This is a genomic window from Streptomyces sp. NPDC008163 (assembly GCF_042956885.1).
GTDB lineage: Bacteria > Actinomycetota > Actinomycetes > Streptomycetales > Streptomycetaceae > Streptomyces > Streptomyces drozdowiczii_A.
Genome location: NZ_JBIBHG010000004.1, coordinates 103,081 through 120,617, shown reverse-complemented (window position 1 = coordinate 120,617; position 17,537 = coordinate 103,081). Strand labels below are relative to the sequence as shown.

At 71.9% G+C, this 17,537-nt stretch carries 17 protein-coding genes; 11 read left to right on the top strand and 6 right to left on the bottom strand.

The features are described from left to right. Positions 1 to 13 precede the first annotated feature (13 nt). Both ACFZAT_RS11030 and ACFZAT_RS11025 read right to left on the bottom strand, forming a co-directional pair. A complete protein-coding gene (locus tag ACFZAT_RS11030; protein WP_391262987.1) occupies positions 14 to 376 on the bottom strand; it encodes a nuclear transport factor 2 family protein in 363 nt (120 codons plus the stop codon). Positions 377 to 497: 121 nt separating this feature from the next. Then, a complete protein-coding gene (locus ACFZAT_RS11025) occupies positions 498 to 959 on the bottom strand; it encodes a DUF5709 domain-containing protein (protein ID WP_391262985.1) in 462 nt (153 codons plus the stop codon). A gap of 167 nt (positions 960 to 1,126) precedes the next feature. Between ACFZAT_RS11025 and ACFZAT_RS11020 the strand changes: the two genes are divergently transcribed. After that, positions 1,127 to 1,357, top strand: a complete 231-nt coding sequence (locus ACFZAT_RS11020; protein WP_391262983.1) for a DUF6296 family protein — start codon at positions 1,127 to 1,129, stop codon at positions 1,355 to 1,357. Positions 1,358 to 1,569: 212 nt separating this feature from the next. After that, the gene (locus ACFZAT_RS11015) at positions 1,570 to 2,154 is read left to right on the top strand and encodes a TerD family protein (protein WP_391262981.1); all 585 of its coding nucleotides are present in this window, start codon (positions 1,570 to 1,572) and stop codon (positions 2,152 to 2,154) included. 55 nt (positions 2,155 to 2,209) lie between these two features. Here the strand turns inward: ACFZAT_RS11015 and ACFZAT_RS11010 are convergent, their stop codons facing one another. After that, the gene (locus tag ACFZAT_RS11010) at positions 2,210 to 3,088 is read right to left on the bottom strand and encodes a DMT family transporter (protein WP_391262979.1); all 879 of its coding nucleotides are present in this window, start codon (positions 3,086 to 3,088) and stop codon (positions 2,210 to 2,212) included. A gap of 161 nt (positions 3,089 to 3,249) precedes the next feature. On the opposite strand from ACFZAT_RS11010, the gene ACFZAT_RS11005 reads away from it, so the two are divergent. Further along, complete coding sequence (locus tag ACFZAT_RS11005) at positions 3,250 to 4,395, top strand: DNA glycosylase AlkZ-like family protein (protein WP_391262977.1); 1,146 nt, start codon at positions 3,250 to 3,252, stop codon at positions 4,393 to 4,395. A 150-nt stretch (positions 4,396 to 4,545) separates the two neighbouring features. On the opposite strand, the gene ACFZAT_RS11000 is transcribed toward ACFZAT_RS11005, so the two are convergent. Next, complete coding sequence (locus ACFZAT_RS11000) at positions 4,546 to 5,394, bottom strand: LuxR C-terminal-related transcriptional regulator (protein WP_391262975.1); 849 nt, start codon at positions 5,392 to 5,394, stop codon at positions 4,546 to 4,548. Between the two features lie 136 nt (positions 5,395 to 5,530). On the opposite strand from ACFZAT_RS11000, the gene ACFZAT_RS10995 reads away from it, so the two are divergent. Both ACFZAT_RS10995 and ACFZAT_RS10990 read left to right on the top strand, forming a co-directional pair. Beyond that, the gene (locus tag ACFZAT_RS10995; protein WP_391262973.1) at positions 5,531 to 7,207 is read left to right on the top strand and encodes an AMP-binding protein; all 1,677 of its coding nucleotides are present in this window, start codon (positions 5,531 to 5,533) and stop codon (positions 7,205 to 7,207) included. Next, positions 7,204 to 8,811, top strand: coding sequence for an AMP-binding protein (locus ACFZAT_RS10990; protein WP_391262971.1), 1,608 nt, complete (start codon positions 7,204 to 7,206; stop codon positions 8,809 to 8,811). The genes ACFZAT_RS10995 and ACFZAT_RS10990 overlap by 4 nt, the downstream gene beginning before the upstream one ends. 5 nt (positions 8,812 to 8,816) lie before the next feature. Here the strand turns inward: ACFZAT_RS10990 and ACFZAT_RS10985 are convergent, their stop codons facing one another. Both ACFZAT_RS10985 and ACFZAT_RS10980 read right to left on the bottom strand, forming a co-directional pair. Then, positions 8,817 to 9,044, bottom strand: coding sequence for a hypothetical protein (locus tag ACFZAT_RS10985; RefSeq protein WP_391262969.1), 228 nt, complete (start codon positions 9,042 to 9,044; stop codon positions 8,817 to 8,819). 154 nt (positions 9,045 to 9,198) lie between these two features. Continuing rightward, the gene (locus ACFZAT_RS10980; RefSeq protein ID WP_391262967.1) at positions 9,199 to 9,897 is read right to left on the bottom strand and encodes a hypothetical protein; all 699 of its coding nucleotides are present in this window, start codon (positions 9,895 to 9,897) and stop codon (positions 9,199 to 9,201) included. 269 nt (positions 9,898 to 10,166) lie between these two features. Between ACFZAT_RS10980 and gcl the strand changes: the two genes are divergently transcribed. The 6 genes from gcl (at position 10,167) to ACFZAT_RS10950 (ending at position 17,067) form a co-directional block, all read left to right on the top strand. Continuing rightward, a complete protein-coding gene (gene gcl / locus ACFZAT_RS10975; protein ID WP_391262965.1) occupies positions 10,167 to 11,942 on the top strand; it encodes a glyoxylate carboligase in 1,776 nt (591 codons plus the stop codon). A gap of 425 nt (positions 11,943 to 12,367) precedes the next feature. After that, positions 12,368 to 13,255 carry an alkaline phosphatase family protein gene (locus ACFZAT_RS10970; protein ID WP_391262963.1) on the top strand — a complete coding sequence of 296 codons (888 nt, stop codon included), beginning with the start codon at positions 12,368 to 12,370 and terminating at the stop codon, positions 13,253 to 13,255. Position 13,256: 1 nt separating this feature from the next. Next, complete coding sequence (locus tag ACFZAT_RS10965) at positions 13,257 to 14,630, top strand: MFS transporter (RefSeq protein WP_391262961.1); 1,374 nt, start codon at positions 13,257 to 13,259, stop codon at positions 14,628 to 14,630. Then, positions 14,627 to 15,646 (top strand): TolB family protein, encoded by a 1,020-nt coding sequence (locus tag ACFZAT_RS10960; protein WP_391262960.1) that lies wholly within the window; start codon positions 14,627 to 14,629, stop codon positions 15,644 to 15,646. The genes ACFZAT_RS10965 and ACFZAT_RS10960 overlap by 4 nt, the downstream gene beginning before the upstream one ends. A 345-nt stretch (positions 15,647 to 15,991) precedes the next feature. Beyond that, positions 15,992 to 16,405 carry a carboxymuconolactone decarboxylase family protein gene (locus ACFZAT_RS10955; RefSeq protein WP_391262958.1) on the top strand — a complete coding sequence of 138 codons (414 nt, stop codon included), beginning with the start codon at positions 15,992 to 15,994 and terminating at the stop codon, positions 16,403 to 16,405. A gap of 92 nt (positions 16,406 to 16,497) precedes the next feature. Further along, complete coding sequence (locus ACFZAT_RS10950; protein ID WP_391262956.1) at positions 16,498 to 17,067, top strand: hypothetical protein; 570 nt, start codon at positions 16,498 to 16,500, stop codon at positions 17,065 to 17,067. Positions 17,068 to 17,537: the final 470 nt, after the last annotated feature.

Genomic DNA, 17,537 nt, shown 5'->3' with positions numbered 1-17,537 from the left:
CCCCGCCTCGTGATCAGGCGGCCGGGACCCGGTCCAGGAAGCCGCTGACCGAGGTGATCCGGCCGTCCTCGGCCAGCGTCGCCACGTCGAATCCGGCGACGGGCGCCGAGCCGTCGGGCGCGACCAGCTCCCACCCGAAGCGGACCAGCGCGTGGTGCCCGTCCACCGCACCGAGCGGGCGGAACGTGAAGCCGGGGAACTGCTCTCGCGCCCCCGTGATGGCGGCGGCCAGCTGCTCGTGGCCCCGTACGTCGGCCAGCGGGTCGGTGTACGCGGCCTCGTCGGTGAACGCGGCGCCGACGGCCTTGTCCAGCTCGTCCGGACCGGCGTTCCAGGCGGCGAAGTAGCGCTGCACGGCGTCGTCGTACATGGTCATCGTGGGTCCCTCCGGTAAGGCCTCCGGCCGGTGGGCCGGGAGCGCTGTGCTCGTGAGGAACACGATGTCCGAGGACGCGCGGGGCGTCGATTACCTCCGGGGTAAGGGGGAGCGGGCGGCCCTACGCCAGGTCCCCGCCGTCCGCGATGACGTGCACCGCGGCCTCTTCGGCCGAGGCGGCGGCGCCGTCGATTCCCACGTCCTCGCCCGCCGTGCTGTCCGGCTCCTCGATGTCCAGGTCGCGGGTGAGCCGGCCCGCGCGCACGGTGCCGACCTCGCCGTCCCACGGTTCGCCGTCCCCGTCCACGACATCGCCCACCCCGTCGCCGGGCGGGCCGTCGTGCTCGGGGCGCTCGCGCGCGAGCCGGCTCTCCAGGGACTCGCCCCGGTGCTGCTCGGCGGCGGTGGTGCCCACGTCGTCCACCGCGTAGGGGCGCTCGGGCGGTGAGTAACCCCGGTCCAGGACATCGTCCACGTCCGGGTCGTCCAAGGTGTCCTCCGTGTCGAGCTGCTCGACCGGATCGGATGCCTCCGACTCCTGCTGGGGCTGATAGACGTCGTCGCCCAGACCGGCATCGTCCATGGCGCTTCCCTTCCCGCGGCGGGGCTCTCCTTCAGCATAGGCGGCCCCCGCCCCGCCCCGCAGGACGCGCGCCCCTGCATCCGGCCCGGGTCTGCGCAACCATGGACAGTGCAAGCCGGGAGCGCCCGAGGGGCCGGCCCGGAGACGTTCGTCTGGAAAGCCCCGTCATGGAATATCCGGAGAGCTACGAGCTCGTCTTCCAGTCCTCGGCAGTGGAGGACGACGCCGTCACCGTCCACCGGACGGCACAGAGCGGTGCGGGCGGACACCCCGTCTACGAGGACGACACCGGCATCGTCCGCGCCGAGATCAGCGACCACGCGGAGGTCCGCATGCTCGCCAGCGGCGGCCACCAGCACCTGGGAGCGCCGATGGTGGTGCGCGAGGACGCCGCCTGAGACGGCCGACAACCGACGCCCGGTCCACCCCCGGACCGGGCGTCGTCGGCGTGCCCGTATCACGGGGACACGTACCCGTACATCATGCCGAGGCAGGACAATCCGGCCGGGCCCCTCCCACACTTGGTCGAAATTTTGCCCCTGGTGGGGGGTAGCGGGAGGACACCAGGCAGACTCACCCTGTAGGAATCTCGCCACGAAGAGGATCACGCATGATCACGTTGAAGAAGGAAGACGGCCCGGCGGACCTGGACGGGGTGACCCACCTTTCCATCGGCGTCTCCTGGGACCCCACCGTCGGCAGCAGTGGCGGGCTGTTGGGGAAGCTGAAGCAGAAGAAGGGCACCGACCTCGACCTGATCGCCATCGCGATGCAGGGCGCGGACCCGGTGCGGCTGGCCGGCCTCGACTCGCTGGACCCGCTGGGCAACGGCTCGCTGGTGCACAGCGGTGACAACCAGACCGGCAAGGGCGACGGCGACGACGAGACGGTCACCGTCGACTTCGCCCGAATCCCCCCGAACGTCACGGCGGTCGTCTTCGTCGCCGCCGCGTACAAGAAGGGCAGCTCCTTCCAGAACGCGCGCAACGTCAGCATCAAGGTCTACGACGCCACGGGCGGCAGCAGCCAGCAGGTCGCCGACATCTGGCCGAGCCTGCTCACCAACGACAACGGCTGCGCCGTGGCCAAGGCCATGCGCGTGGGCACCGGCTGGAAGCTCCAGGTGATCAACGAGACCGGCAAGATCAAGCAGGGCGACGAGCACGCCCTGATGCGTTTCGCGATCAGCAAGTAGGACGGGATCGTCACGTCATACGCGTACGACCGGGCCCCGGTCCGTGCGCGCCCGGTCAGTCGACCCGGCGCGCGCGGGCCGGGGCCGCCGGGTTCCCGGTGGCCAGCGGTGACCGCGCCAGCTCCACGCACCCCGCCGCGATCAGCCCCAGGGCCAGCAGCTCGGGCAGCACCCACCAGCCGGTGCGCACCTCCTCGCCGAACAGCGTCACCCCGTACAGGATGCTGATCAGCGCGTCGCCCAGCGTCAGACACGGCTGTACGGCGACGAGTGTGCCGGCCTGAAGGGCGTTCTGGAGCAGGAACAGCGCGCCGACGCCCGCCACCGCCATCGCGTACAGCTGCCAGGAGCCGAACAGCGCCCCCGCCCCGCCCGTGTCGAGCCGTGCCATCGCGTCCTTCATCAGCGCGGCGGTCAGCGCGTAACCGCAGGCGGCGGCCGTGGCCAGCAGGGCGGCCCGGACATCGCCCCGGGCGCCCAGCGCGCCCGCGATCAGCAGCGCCTCGAACACGCCCGTCAGGATCAGCGCCGGCACCCACGCCGCCCCGTGCACGGTGTCACTGCCGCCGCCCGGCGCGGCCGTCGCCATCCCGAGGGCCAGCCCGGCCGTCACGGCGGCGACCCCCAGCCAGACCGCCCCGGGCAGCCGCGCCCGCATCATGAAACCGGCCAGGAGCAGGGTCGCCGGAAGCTCGATCACGAAGATCGGCTGCACCACCGAGATCGGTCCGGTGGCCAGCGCGACCGCCTGGCAGACGGCGGCGACGATCACCAGCCCGATCCCCGCGAGCCACACCTTCTGGCGCAGCAGATGGCCGATGAGCGACAACCGCATGGCCTCGGTCTGCGGCACGTCGAGGGCGGCCCGGCGCTGGAGCACGGAGGCGGAGCCGTTGCTGAGGGCGGTCAGGACGGCGAACAGGACGGCGATCACGGGACCATGATGGGGGCGGCCCCGCCGCGATTCCGGCTTCGCCGGGGGAGGGCGTGGCGGCCCCGCACCCCGCTCCTCAGGACGGGAGCCTGTCGCGGGGCGGCGCCCTCGCGCGTTCCATCAGGACAGAATCCGGCCTCATGGCCGCGTAGCGTGCCGTCATGGCCGTGAAGAAGAAGCCCTCCGCCGGTGCCGCCCCCGTCCCCGTGCTCACGCCCAGGGCCCTCGGCCGGGCGACCCTGGACCGCCAGCTCCTGCTGAGCCGGACCGCGATGAGCGCGAAGGACGCCGTCACCCACCTCGTCGGCCTCCAGGCGCAGAACACCAAGCCGCCGTACTACCAGCTCCTGGCCCGGCTCCAGGGCTTCCGGCCCGCCGAGCTGGCCGCGCTCATGGAGTCCCGCGAGGTCGTCCGTATCCCCACCCTCCGCTCCACCATCCACACCCACACCGCCGACGACGCCCTCCACCTGCGCCCCCTGACGCAGCCCGCCCTCGCCCGGGAACTCGCCGCCTTCCGCAAGCGCCTCCCGGGCGTGGACATGGACCGCCTGCGCGAGCTGACCAGGGCGTACGTGGAGGAGGCGCCGCGTACCCCCAAGGCGATCCGCGAGCTCCTGCTCACCGAGTGGCCCGACGCGGATCCACTCGCCCTGAGCATCGCCGCCCGCTGCGTGCTGCCGCTGGTCCAGGTCACCCCGCGCGGGGTCTGGGGCCGCAGCGGCGCCGTCACCCTGACCACCGTCGAGCACTGGCTCGGCCGCACGGCGGACGCGGCGCCCGACCCGGAAGGCGCAGTGCTGCGCTACCTCGGAGCATTCGGCCCCGCCTCGGTGAAGGACATGCAGACCTGGGCCGGGGTGACCCGGATGAAGGAGGTATTCGAGCGGCTGCGGCCCCGGCTCGTCACCTTCCGCGACGAGCACGGCACCGAACTCTTCGACCTGCCCGACGCCCCGCGCCCCGCCGAGGACACCCCCGCCCCGCCCCGCTTCCTGCCCGAGTTCGACAACGTCCTCCTCGGTCACGCCGACCGCACCCGGGTCATCCCGGCGCCCCTCAAGGGCCTCAACGGGGTGGGCAACCAGACCTACGGCAGCGTGCTGGTGGACGGGTTCTTCGCGGCGGTCTGGCGGCTGGACACACCGCGCGACGCCCCCGCCGTCGTCACCGTCCAGGAGGTGCGCCCGCTGACGGGCGCGGAGTGCGAGGCCGTGACGGGGGAGGCGTTGGACCTGATGGCGGCGATGACCTCGGCGAGGGAGCACGACGTCCGATTCGGTCCGTTCGTGGACCTGGGGCGCTGACAAAGGCACGGATGCGGGGTCGGTTCACGGGGCGGGGGGCGCCCTGCGGCGTCGGAGGCCTACGGCGCGGGGGCCCTACGGCGCGGGGGACGCCCGACGGCGCGGGGGACGCCCGACGGCGCGGGGGGCGCCCGACGGTGCGGGGGGCGCCTACGGCAGCAGCCCCGCCCGCCGGGCCGCCACCACCGCCTCCAGCCGGGTGTGCGCCCCCAGCCGCCGCATCGCGGACCGCAGATAGCCCTTCACCGTCTCCGGGCGCAGCCCCAACCGGTCCGCCGCCACCGCGTTCGTCGCACCCGCCGCCACGCACGCCAGCACATCGATCTCGCGCGGCGCGAGCCGGACCTCCCGCTCCCCGGGCTCCCGGCTGCCCGTCGCCGTGGCCAGCCGCCCGCACACCGCCAGCAGCTCGTCCCGCAGCGCCGGGTCGAGCACCTTCGGCATCAGGGCGCGCAGCTCACGGTGCGCCTCCCGGACGTCCTCCCAGGCCGCCGCCCCCGCAGCGCCGGGAGCGGCGTCCGGCTCCGGGCGGCTCGCGGCCAGCAGCTGCCGCACCTCGTCCCGGACCACCAGCGCCTGCTCCACGTCGCGGGCGGCGGCCACCGCCGCGTCGAACGTGCGGTCCCCCAGCGTGAGCGGCTCGCGCAGCGCCCCGTACAGCACACCCCGCACCTCGCGCCGCACCACGACGGGGACGGCGACCACCGAGCGCAGCCCCTCGGCCGCGACGGCCGTGTCGTACTCGTGGCTGATGTGGCGCGAGGAGCGGTAATCGGTCACCGCGCACGGCCTGGACAGGGCCATGGACTTGCCGCCCAGGCCGCTGCCCGACGAGATCACGAGACCCCGCAGCGCGGCCGTACGCGCCCCGTTCACCTCGGCGATCCGGGCGTGGCGGCTGTCGGCGAGCAGCCCGCCGAACGCCACCGGCAGCCCGCTCGTCCGGCGCAGCCGCAGCAGCGCCGCTTGCATCTCGACCGCCTCGACGGATTCCGGCACCCTGCCGCCTCTCTGCCCGGCCCCCGATGGAATGGCGGCCCCGCGACACCCCCGTCCGGGGGTGGTGAGACCTGGGTCACTGTTTACATCATGTGAGGAGCCAAAGGACCGGCCGGGTCGGTAAAGAGGAGGGCACATGCCGGAAACGAGTGCGACGGAGACGTTCCGGGCGGCCCGGGACTTCCTGCTCCGGCACCGCGAGGACTACGCCGCCGCCTACCAGGGCTTCCGCTGGCCCCGCGACGACCACTTCAACTGGGCGCTCGACTGGTTCGACGTCATCGCCCGGGACAACGACCGGACCGCCCTGCACATCGTGGAGGAGGACGGCACCCGCACCGAGGTGTCGTTCGCCGAGATGTCCGCCCGCTCCGACCGGGCCGCGAACTGGCTGCGCGCCCAGGGCGTACGCGAGGGGCACCGCGTCCTCGTCATGCTCGGCAACCAGGCCGAGCTGTGGGAGACCGCGCTCGCCGCGATGAAGCTCCGCGCCGTCGTCATCCCCGCGACCCCGCTGCTCGGCCCCGCCGACCTGCGCGACCGGGTCGAGCGCGGCCGGGTCCGGCATGTCCTGGTCCGCGACACCGACACCGCGAAGTTCGCCGAGGTGCCCGGCCGCTACACCCGCATCTGCGTCGGCGCCCCGACCGAGGGCTGGCTCGACTACGCGGACGCGGCCGGGGCCCCGCGCGCCTTCACGCCGGACCGCGAGACCGACGCGGACGAACCGCTGATGCTCTACTTCACCTCCGGCACGACCGCCAGCCCCAAGCTGGTCGAGCACACCCATGTCTCGTACCCGGTGGGCCACTTGGCGACGATGTACTGGATCGGGCTCAAGCCCGGCGACGTCCACCTCAACATCTCCTCGCCCGGCTGGGCCAAGCACGCCTGGTCCAACCTCTTCGCCCCGTGGAGCGCCGAGGCGACCGTCTTCATCTTCAACTACACCCGCTTCGACGCCGGCCGCCTGATGGCCGAGATGGACCGCTCCGGCATTACGAGCTTCTGCGCCCCGCCCACCGTGTGGCGCATGCTCATCCAGGCCGACCTGACCCAGCTGAAGACCCCGCCGCGCGAGGTGGTCGCCGCCGGTGAACCGCTGAACCCCGAGGTCATCGAGGCGGTCCGGCGCGCCTGGGGCGTCACCATCCGCGACGGCTTCGGCCAGACGGAGACCGCGGTGCAGGTCGCCAACACCCCCGGCCAGGTCCTCAAGCCCGGTTCGATGGGACGGCCCAGCCCCGGCTTCCGGGTGGTCCTGCTCGACCCGGTGAGCGGGGAGCCCGGCGCGGTCGAGGGCGAGATCTCGCTCGACCTGTCGACCCACCCGGTGGGCCTGATGACCGGCTACCACGGCGACCCGGAGCGCACGGCCGAGGCGATGGCCGGGGGCTACTACCGCACCGGTGACATCGGCTCCCGCGACGAGGACGGCTACATCACCTACGTGGGGCGCGCCGACGACGTCTTCAAGTCCTCGGACTACAAGATCTCCCCGTTCGAGCTGGAGAGCGCACTGCTGGAGCACGAGGCGGTGGTCGAGGCCGCCGTCGTCCCGGCCCCCGACGAGGTCCGCCTCTCCGTCCCGAAGGCGTACGTGGTGCTCGCCGACGGCTGGGAGCCCGGCCCCGACACCGCCAAGGTGCTCTTCGCCCACTCCCGGTCCGTGCTCGCCCCGTACAAACGGGTGCGGCGGCTGGAGTTCGCGGAGCTGCCCAAGACCGTCTCCGGCAAGATCCGCCGGATCGAACTGCGTGAGCGCACCGCCCAGGGCGGCGGCACCGAGTACGCCGAAGGGGACCTGGCGTGACCGAGCTCTCGTACGCGCACGGCACGGGCACCACCGCCCTGCTCGGCGACACCATCGGACGCAACCTGGACCGGGCCGTCGCCGCCTGGCCCGAGCGCGAGGCGCTGGTCGACGTGCCGTCCGGCCGGCGCTGGACGTACGCGGAGTTCGGCGCGGCCGTCGAGGAGCTGGCGCGGGCTCTGATGGCGTCGGGTGTGGCCAAGGGGGACCGGGTCGGCATCTGGGCCGTCAACTGCCCCGAGTGGGTGCTCGTCCAGTACGCCACCGCCCGCATAGGCGCCATCATGGTGAACATCAACCCTGCCTACCGGGCCCATGAGCTGGAGTACGTGCTCAAGCAGGCCGGGATCTCCCTCCTTGCCGCCTCCCTCACCCACCGCACCAGCGACTACCGGGCCCTGGTCGAGGAGGTGCGCGCCAACTGCCCGGACCTGCGCGCGGTGCACTACATCGGCGACGACTCCTGGGCCGAACTCCTTTCGGCAGCCGTCCAAGTGACGGCCCATCAGCTAACTGACCGCGAGGCCGGGCTGTCCTGCGACGACCCGATCAACATCCAGTACACCTCGGGCACCACCGGCTTCCCCAAGGGGGCGACGCTCTCCCACCACAACATCCTCAACAACGGCTACTTCGTCGGTGAGTTGGTCGCCTACACCGAGCAGGACCGGGTCTGCGTCCCGGTGCCCTTCTACCACTGCTTCGGCATGGTGATGGGCAACCTCGGCATCACCTCGCACGGCGCCTGCATCGTGATCCCCGGCGGCTCGTTCGAACCGGCGGCCGTGCTGAGGGCTGTGCAGCAGGAGCGCTGCACCTCGCTGTACGGGGTGCCCACGATGTTCATCGCCGAGCTGAACCTGCCGGACTTCACCTCGTACGACCTGTCCTCGCTGCGCACCGGAATCATGGCCGGGTCGCCGTGCCCGGTCGAGGTGATGAAGCGGGTGGTGGCCGAGATGCACATGGACGAGGTGTCCATCTGCTACGGCATGACGGAGACCTCCCCGGTCTCCACGCAGACCCGCCGCGACGACGACCTGGAGCGCCGCACCGGCACCGTCGGCCGCGTCATGCCGCACATCGAGGTCAAGGTCATCGACCCGGCGACGGGCGTGACCCTGGAGCGCGGGCGGTCCGGCGAGCTGTGCACCCGGGGCTACAGCGTCATGCTCGGCTACTGGGACCAGCCCGAGCGCACCGCCGAGGCCATCGACGCGGGGCGCTGGATGCACACCGGGGACCTCGCGGTGATGCGCGAGGACGGCTACGTACAGATCGTCGGCCGCATCAAGGACGTGATCATCCGGGGCGGCGAGAACATCTACCCGCGCGAGATCGAGGAGTTCCTGTACCGCCATCCGAAGATCGCCGACGTACAGGTCGTCGGCGTGCCCGACGAACGGTACGGGGAAGAGGTGCTGGCCTGTGTCATCCCCGCCGACCCGGCCGACCCGCCGGCCCTCGACGACGTACGGGCTTTCTGCGAGGGGCAGTTGGCGCACTACAAGATCCCGCGCCTGCTCCGGATCCTGGAGACCTTCCCGATGACGGTCAGCGGCAAGGTCCGCAAGATCGAGCTGCGCGAGACCTACCGGAGGTAGCCGCTTCAGGCGGCCTCGATGACGTCCCCCGCCGCCGTCCCGCGCGTCGCGGCCGCCCACTCGATGAGCAGCACCTCGTACGCGGCGGACTCCACGGGGGACCACTCCCGCCCCGCACGGGCGTCCACGAACGCCCGGATCGCCTCATTGGCCTCCAGGGCGGCGCGGCCCGAGAGCGCGGGGGCGTGCGCGGGCGTGTCCGAGGGTGGTGAAGTCCGTGGAGTTAAGACCATGCGTTCCACTGTAGGGCCCGCCACTGACAACGAACCGCACATCGGGGGCCGTTGGCCAGAACGTGACGGATCACACGCAGGGTGGCCGGTCGGTTTCCGTGAGGCACGACACGTCGCCCGGCCCGTGTGTCCGATTCTGATGGGTTGCGCGCGGTCAGGCGCCGGTGCTGACGAGTTCGTCGGCCGCGCCGTTCACCGGCTGCGGCGTGCCGGTGAGGTCCAGCACGAACAGCGGCACGCATAAGGTGTCCGCGCGCTTGCGGGCCTCCGGCGTGTAGCCCGCGAGCGAGAACAGCACCCCGCGCACCGAGCCGTTGAGCGCGTTGAGCCACAGGCACTCGACGTCGCGGATCGCGGTCGGCCGGGTCGTGGAGTCGACCTCGGCGATCAGCCCGGCCGCCCGCAGGTCGATCCTGGAGGCCGGCCGGTTCACCGGGTGCGTCACGTCCCGGAAACCCAGCCAGGTCAGATAGAGCGCCGCCGCCGCGACCGCGTCCCGCGCGGTACGGATGGTCAGCGGGCGGAACGCCGGACGGGGCGCCGCCGCCGTGCGCGGCAGCGGTATGTGCGCGGGCCGGACCGCCCCGGCGGACGCCACCGGCCGCACCGGCACCCGCAGCACCGCGCCGCACGGGCAGCACAGCTCGGGCTGCGGCCACTGGTCGTGCCGCCCGCAGCCCCGGCACCGTACGGTCACCCAGTCGTCGTTCCAGGTGCGATGGGTGATCGGGACGACGGGTGCGCCGCGCAGCAGCGGCGGGGCGGTCGGCTCTCCGCACGGGCACGGATAGGCGGGGGTCACGTACGCGTGGTCGCGGCGACAGGCCGGGCACCGTACCGGCACTGACTCCACCCGTGCTCCCTCCGTACCACTTCCGTAATTTCTCCATGCTCCCCCAAGAGTCCGCCGCCCGGAGCGGAATCGCTCCACTCGGCGCCCTTCTCCGTACCGCTCCCCGCTCCCTTGACGGCGGTCCGGACGCGGCTTAGATTTGCTTCCACATAACAGAAGAAGTTTTCCGCAATGCGGAACCGGTGATGTGGTGCTCTCAGGTGGCGCGACAGAGCCCGACTCCATCCCCGACTCCACCCAGGGACGAGCAGGAGCACTCAATGCCTCGTATGACCGCTGCCCGCGCGGCAGTCGAGATCCTCAAGCGCGAAGGCGTCAGCAACGCGTTCGGTGTGCCCGGCGCCGCGATCAACCCCTTCTACGCGGCCCTCAAGGCGTCCGGCGGCGTCCACCACACGCTCGCCCGCCACGTCGAGGGCGCCTCCCACATGGCGGAGGGCTACACCCGGGCCCGCCCGGGCAACATCGGCGTCTGCATCGGCACGTCGGGGCCCGCCGGCACCGACATGATCACCGGCCTGTACTCCGCGATCGCGGACTCGATCCCGATCCTGTGCATCACCGGCCAGGCGCCGACCGCCGTCCTGCACAAGGAGGACTTCCAGGCGGTCGACATCGCCTCGATCGCCGCCCCGGTCGCCAAGGCCGCGACGACGGTCCTGGAGGCCGCGCAGGTCCCGGGCGTCTTCCAGCAGGCGTTCCACCTGATGCGTACGGGCCGCCCCGGCCCCGTCCTCATCGACCTGCCGATCGACGTGCAGCTCACCGAGATCGAGTTCGACCCCGACCTGTACGAGCCGCTGCCGGTGCACAAGCCCGCCGCGTCCCGCAAGCAGATCGAGCGCGCCCTGGAGATGCTGAACGCCTCAGAGCGCCCGCTGCTCGTCGCGGGCGGCGGCATCATCAACGCCGACGCGTCGGAACTCCTGGTCGAATTCGCCGAGTTGACCGGTGTCCCGGTCGTCCCGACCCTGATGGGCTGGGGCATCATCCCCGACGACCACGAGCTGAACGCCGGCATGGTCGGCCTCCAGACCTCGCACCGCTACGGCAACGCGAACTTCCTGGAGTCCGACTTCGTCCTCGGCATCGGCAACCGCTGGGCCAACCGCCACACGGGCAAGCTGGACGTGTACACGGAGGGCCGCACCTTCGTCCACGTGGACATCGCGCCCACCCAGATCGGCAAGATCTTCGCCCCGGACCTCGGCATCGTCTCCGACGCGAAGGCGGCGCTGGAACTGTTCGTGGAGGTGGCCCGCGAGTGGAAGGCGGCGGGCAGGCTGGCGGACCGCTCGGCCTGGGCGGCGTCCACCCAGGAGCGCCGTGCGGCCCTGCAACGCCGGACGCACTTCGACAACGTCCCGCTGAAGCCGCAGCGGGTGTACGAGGAGATGAACCGCGCGTTCGGCCCGGAGACCCGGTACGTCACGACGATCGGCCTCTCCCAGATCGCGGGCGCCCAGATGCTCCACGTCTACCGCCCGCGCCACTGGATCAACTGCGGCCAGGCGGGCCCGCTCGGCTGGACGATCCCGGCCGCGCTGGGCGTCGCGACGGCCGACCCGGAGGGCTCGGTGGTCGCGCTCTCCGGCGACTACGACTTCCAGTTCATGCTGGAGGAGTTGGCGGTCGGCGCCCAGCACCGCATCCCGTACGTGCACGTCCTGGTCAACAACTCGTACCTCGGCCTGATCCGCCAGGCCCAGCGCAACTTCGACATCGACTTCCAGGTCAACCTGGAGTTCGAGAACCTCAACTCCCCGGAGCTGGGCGTCTACGGCGTGGACCACGTCAAGGTGGTCGAGGGCCTGGGCTGCAAGGCCATCCGCGTGACGGAACCGGACGCCCTCCTCCCGGCCTTCGAGGAAGCGAAGAAGCTGGCCGCGGAGCACCGCGTCCCGGTGGTGGTCGAAGCGATCCTGGAACGCGTCACGAACATCGCGATGAGCGGCACGGACATCGCCTCGGTCAACGAGTTCGAGGACATCGCGACGGACCCGTCGCACGCCCCGACGGCGATCAGGCCGTACGCGGAGGCGTAATCGTCCAGGTCCTGTGACCCCAGCCCCGGAGAGCGCCTGCGGATCCTGGCAGGCGCTCTCCGTTGTCCTGGGAAACTCGACCGGGTCGCCGCTCGACCCGGCAACAGGGCCTGCCGCCGAGGCGGCCACCGCCCCGGCGGCCCCGGGCCGGCAGCACCGTCCCCTGTGCGGCGTCCGCGAAAAGGTACGCCAGCAGGACGCGTGCGCACTCGAACGGTTCGAACCCCGGGCCCTTGGGGTCGAGCAGGACGGGTTCCGGAGGGCAGCGGGCGGACGCTGCACGGGCGTGACGCCGGCGGGCGCGAACGGCAACCGTTCACCCGCTCTTCACCCTGCCGGCTGACGAAGGGGGGCCCGGAGACGGTTGGCGTGTGCATGCTCTGACCGCACCGCCACCGTCGCCATCCCCTCACCGGAGGTCTGCAGTGCCCGGCAGAAACGTGTACCGCCGCAGTCGTGCCGTCGTGGCAGCCGCTCTCGCGTTCACCGCGGCAGCGGCCGGGATCTGGACCGGCTTCGCCGGCTCGGCCCCCGCGCACGCCGCGGCGGCCGTCCCGACCCCGGACCACGTCGTGGTCGTGGTCTTTGAGAATCACGCGTACAGCCAGGTGGTCGGCTCCTCCAGCGCTCCCTATATCAACTCGCTCAAGGCGGGCGGGGCAAACCTCTCCCAGTCGTATGCCGAGACGCACCCGAGCCAGCCGAACTACTTCGCCCTGTTCTCCGGCTCCACGCAGGGGATCACGGACGACAGCTGCTACCCGCCCGGCTTCTCCTCCGCACCCAACCTCGCCTCCGAGCTGATCGCCAAGGGCAAGACATGGGGCAGCTACAACGAGACGCTGCCCAGCCAGGGTTCGACGACCTGCAGCAGCGGCGACTACGCCCGCAAGCACAACCCCTGGTTCGGCTTCAGCAATGTCCCCACGTCCAGCGCCAAGACGTTCGCGCAGTTCCCGACGGACTACTCGACGCTTCCCCAGGTCTCCTTCGTCGTCCCGAACCTGTGCAGCGACATGCACGACTGCTCGGTGTCCACCGGTGACACCTGGCTGAAGAACAAGCTCGGCGCCTACGCCACCTGGGCAAAGACCCACAACAGCCTCCTCGTCGTGACCTTCGACGAGGACAACCGGCTCGCCGGGAACAAGATCCCGACGGTCCTCTACGGCCAGCAGGTGACCCCGGGGTCCTCCTCGGCCACCACCTACAACCACTACGACCTGCTGCGGACGCTGGAGGACATGCACGGCCTCACGCACGCCGGCAACGCGGCCTCCGCCAAGGATATTACGGGCATCTGGACGTCCTGACATGTACGTAGCGGACAGCCGGGCCGGCACGCCCGAGACCCCGGCGGCGGCCCCGTCCGCGGACGGCGCCGCCCGGCCCCTCGCCGGGCGGCGCCGTCCCGCGGTCGCGCCCACGGTGCTGGCCCTCGGCGCGGTCAGCCTGATCACCGACGTCTCCTCCGAGATGGTGACGGCGGTGCTGCCGTTGTACCTGGTGGCGGGCCTCGGCCTGTCCCCGCTGGGCTTTGGGCTCCTCGACGGGATCTACAACGGCTTCTCGGCCTTGGTCCGCCTCGTCGGTGGACACCTCGCCGACCGGGGAGGCGGGCGCCACAAGTGGGTGGCGGGGGCCGGGTACGCCCTCTCGGCGGCCTGCAAACCCCTGCTCCTGACGGCGCAGACGCTGACCCCGATCGGCCTGATCCTCGCAGCCGACCGCACCGGCAAGGGCCTGCGTACCGCCCCGCGCGACGCCCTCATCTCCCTGTCGAGCACCCCGGAGAACCGCGGCCGAGCCTTCGGAGTGCACCGTGCGATGGACACGGCGGGCGCCCTGCTCGGCCCCCTCGTCGCCCTCCTGATCCTCCGCGCCACCGTCGACGGCTACGACGCCGTGTTCACGGTGAGCTTCTGCGTGGCCGTGGTGGGCGTACTGGTGCTGGTGCTGTTCGTACCGGGGGGTGCGGGCACGAAGGACGGCGCCGGGCGACCGACAGGCGCCGATGCCGAAACGGGCCGAGCCGGGGAGCCCGGAGCCGGGACTCCGGCCCTCCCGGCCGCCGCACCGCGCCCCACCCTGCGCGCTGCGCTGGCTCTCCTCCATCGCCCGGAGCTACGACGTATCACTGTCTGCGCCCTGCTGCTCGGGCTCGCCACAGTCAGTGACTCCTTCGTGTTCCTGCTCCTCCAGCGGCGCCTCGGGGTGCCGGACCGCTGGTTCGCGCTGCTGCCCCTCGGCACCGCTGCCGCTTTCCTGCTCCTCGCCGTCCCGCTCGGCCGACTCGCGGACCGGGCAGGCCGGTGGCAGGTGTTCCTCGGCGGACACGGCGCCCTGCTCCTCGCGTACGCCCTTCTGCTCAGTTCCTGGCAGGGCACGGCGGCGGCCTGCGCCGTACTGCTCCTGCACGGCGGTTTCTACGCGGCGACCGACGGCGTGCTGATGGCGGCTGCCTCGGACAGCGTGCCGCGCGAGCTGCGCTCGTCCGGGCTCGCGCTCGCCCAGACGGGCCAGGCGCTGGCCCGTTTCTCGTGCTCGCTCGGCTTCGGCGCGGCCTGGACGGCGTGGGGCGACCGGACGGCGCTCACGGCGTCGGCCGTCCTGCTCGCCCTGGGCGCCGTGTTCGCGCTGCGCCTCCGCCCGATCCGCCCCACCACTTCCTCAGAAAGCCTCGTATGACGCTGCGCAACCGCATCCTGGTCCTGGCCTGTGCCCTGGCCGTCCTCGCGGGCGTCTCGGTGGCCTCCGTGCTGCACGCCTCGGCGCGCGCGGACCGCAGGAACCAGGCCCGGCCGGGCGGCCCCCGGATCACCGCCGGACCCGTTTCCCTGACCGCATCCCGGCGGCTGGTGTTCCGCAACATGGCGTGGGGGCCGCATCGCGACGAGCTGACGTCCGTCCCGGCTTCGGACCCGTCGGGCCCACGGGTCGCGTCGGAGGTCAAGTGCCTCCGCTTCTACGCCGCTTCGGGTACCGGCGTGTGCCTCCAGGCGAAGCACGGCGCCGTCCAGGAGACCTACCAGGCGGTGATCCTCGACGCCGGACTGCGCGAGCGGGCCCGCTACGACGTGCCGGGGATCCCGTCCCGGGCCCGGGTCTCGCCCAGCGGGCGGTACGCGGCCTGGACGGCGTTCGTCGGCGGCGACTCCTACGCGGGCACGAACTTCTCGACGCGGGCGGCGATCGTCGACACCCGCACGGGGCGCCTGACGCCGTCGCTTGAGGCGTACCGCGTCATCAAGGGCGGTCGGACTTATCGCGCGGCGGACGTCAACTTCTGGGGCGTGACGTTCGCTTCGGACGACCGCACCTTCTACGCCACGATGGCCACGCACGGCTCGACCTACCTGGTCCGCGGCGACCTGCGGGCCCGTACCGTCGCCACCGTGCACCCCAACGTCGAGTGCCCGTCCCTCTCCCCGGACGGCACGCGCGTCGCCTACAAGAAGCGCGTCACGGGCCTCCCGGCGGACGCCCCGTGGCACCTGTACGTCCTCGACCTCCGCACCGGCCGCGAAACGGCCGTGTCGGAAGCCCGCAGCGTCGACGACCAACCGGTCTGGCGCGACAACCACACCCTGACCTACGCCCTGCCGGGCGACTACGGAGCCGACCTCTACACGATCCCGTCCGACGGCACGGGCACACCCCGACGCATCAGCACGGCGGCGGTGTCTCCGGCGTATATCGGCTGAGCGGACCGGTCACACCGTAGGACCGACGATCGGTGATCGTCGGTCCTACGGTGTCGCTCACGGGGGCGGCGCCCGTCTCGATGCCCTGAGACCGGGAGACCCGGTCGACGCCGTGCTCGGAGTGACAGCCGACAGAGGCACTCGCCCAGGCCGTTCCACCCCTTGTCGCGCCGGGCCCCGAAATCGCGAAGGGCGGGACGGGGCCGGCAGGATCCGAAAGGCGCGACATGGATCAGCTCGCGTGACCGGCCGGCGCTCCGGCTGCTCGGTCCTGCTGGTGAGCGGTGCCATGGCCGTCTGTGCGTGACGTAGGCGCAGCGGTCGGGGTGGGCGTGGGTGAGGGCCATGGACCGGGAGATCGTCATCGCCCGCGTGACCGCGCGGTCCGGCTGCGCCTACGAGTGGGGCGTCCACGCCGCGACCCTGGCGCCGCAGGCCGGACTGGGCCCGGAACTGCTCCGGGCGATCGCCCAGCCCGACGCGGTGGGCAGCGCCCCATGGTCGCCACGCCATACGGCGCTGCTCCGCGCGGTGGACGAACTCGACGACACGACCCGGCTCACGCAGTCCGCGTGGGACGCCCTTCGTATGCACTACGAAGAGGATCAGGTACTCGAACTGTTCGTACTGATCGGCTGGTACCGAACCATCAGCGGTCTCGCCAACGGGCTTCTCCTGGACGAGGAGCCCTGGGGTGCTCGATTTCCGCACGGTGACGCGTTCATCCGACTCCCCGGCGGCGAGGGCTGCTCCGGCTGATGAGCAGCAGGAACCCGCTTTCTCCGACGACGGCCATGGCGTAACGTCGCGCTCTTCGCCGCTGGGCGGTGGAGTACCGGCAGGGGACTGTCATGGCTGATCCGCAGGAGCGGTTGCGGCGGGCGTTGGATGCGCTGGACGAAGTGTTCGTACCGGCGCGGGACTTCGCCCTCGACGGGTGTCTGTACTGCTATGGCGCGGCCGATATCGCCGCCCTGGCCGGGCCGCCGGAAGCGGTACCCGACGATCTCGTGACGACGCCGCTGAGCGAGGTGCCCTCGCACTGGGACAAGCCCGGGGAACTGCTGCGCCGGATGGTGCCCCGGATCGCGCGGCTCCTGGTGAGGGGCGAGACGCACCTCGACGCGGGGCTGATCGGGACGCGGTTCGTCGAGGCGAACTGGACGGGGTGGCCGCCGGCGGAGACGGCCGCGCTGCGGGAGCTGTGGGCGTCCTGGTGGGCGGCGACGCTCGACCGGTACCCGGCCCCGACGGCGGCGCACGACGTCCTGGACATCGTCACGGTCGTCACGGGTGCACTGAACCCGTGGCTGGAGGTGTGGGAGCGAGCCCGCACCCCGAGCGCGACCAGGCATCTGGAAGAGCTTGTCGATCTCTGGTGCTTCGAGGACCAGCTGTCCGAGCTGAAGCTGGGCTTCTAAGACGAATACGACGCCACCCCGGAATTGCTGCCATGGGTACTCGGCCACGGACGCACACGGATCGGACCACGCTATGTCGCGCAGCTGGACGAGCTGGAGCAGTGCTCGTCGTACCTGCATCCGCCGGGGGATTCGCTCAGCCGATGGTGAAGCGCTGGTTCCGGGCGTTCCGGTCGCAGGCGGCGGGCTGGACGGGTGCGCCACGTCTCTGGAGGCGTTCGACGAACATCCGCAGCGCGCGAAAAGGGCGCGGAGTACGGGACCGTATCCGTACTCCGCGCCCTGGTTCACGGAAGAACAGGGGCCGCGGCGGTGGCGCGAAGGGGGGCTGCACGGACCTTCAGGTCTGGTGACCGGGCCGCCCTCCCGCGTACCACCGCACTGGCATCGCGCCACCGCCGCGGCCTCGTCCTGCCCGTGCCGTGCGATGACCCCTCATCCGGGTGGACGCGTCGGCGCGGGCAGGGCTC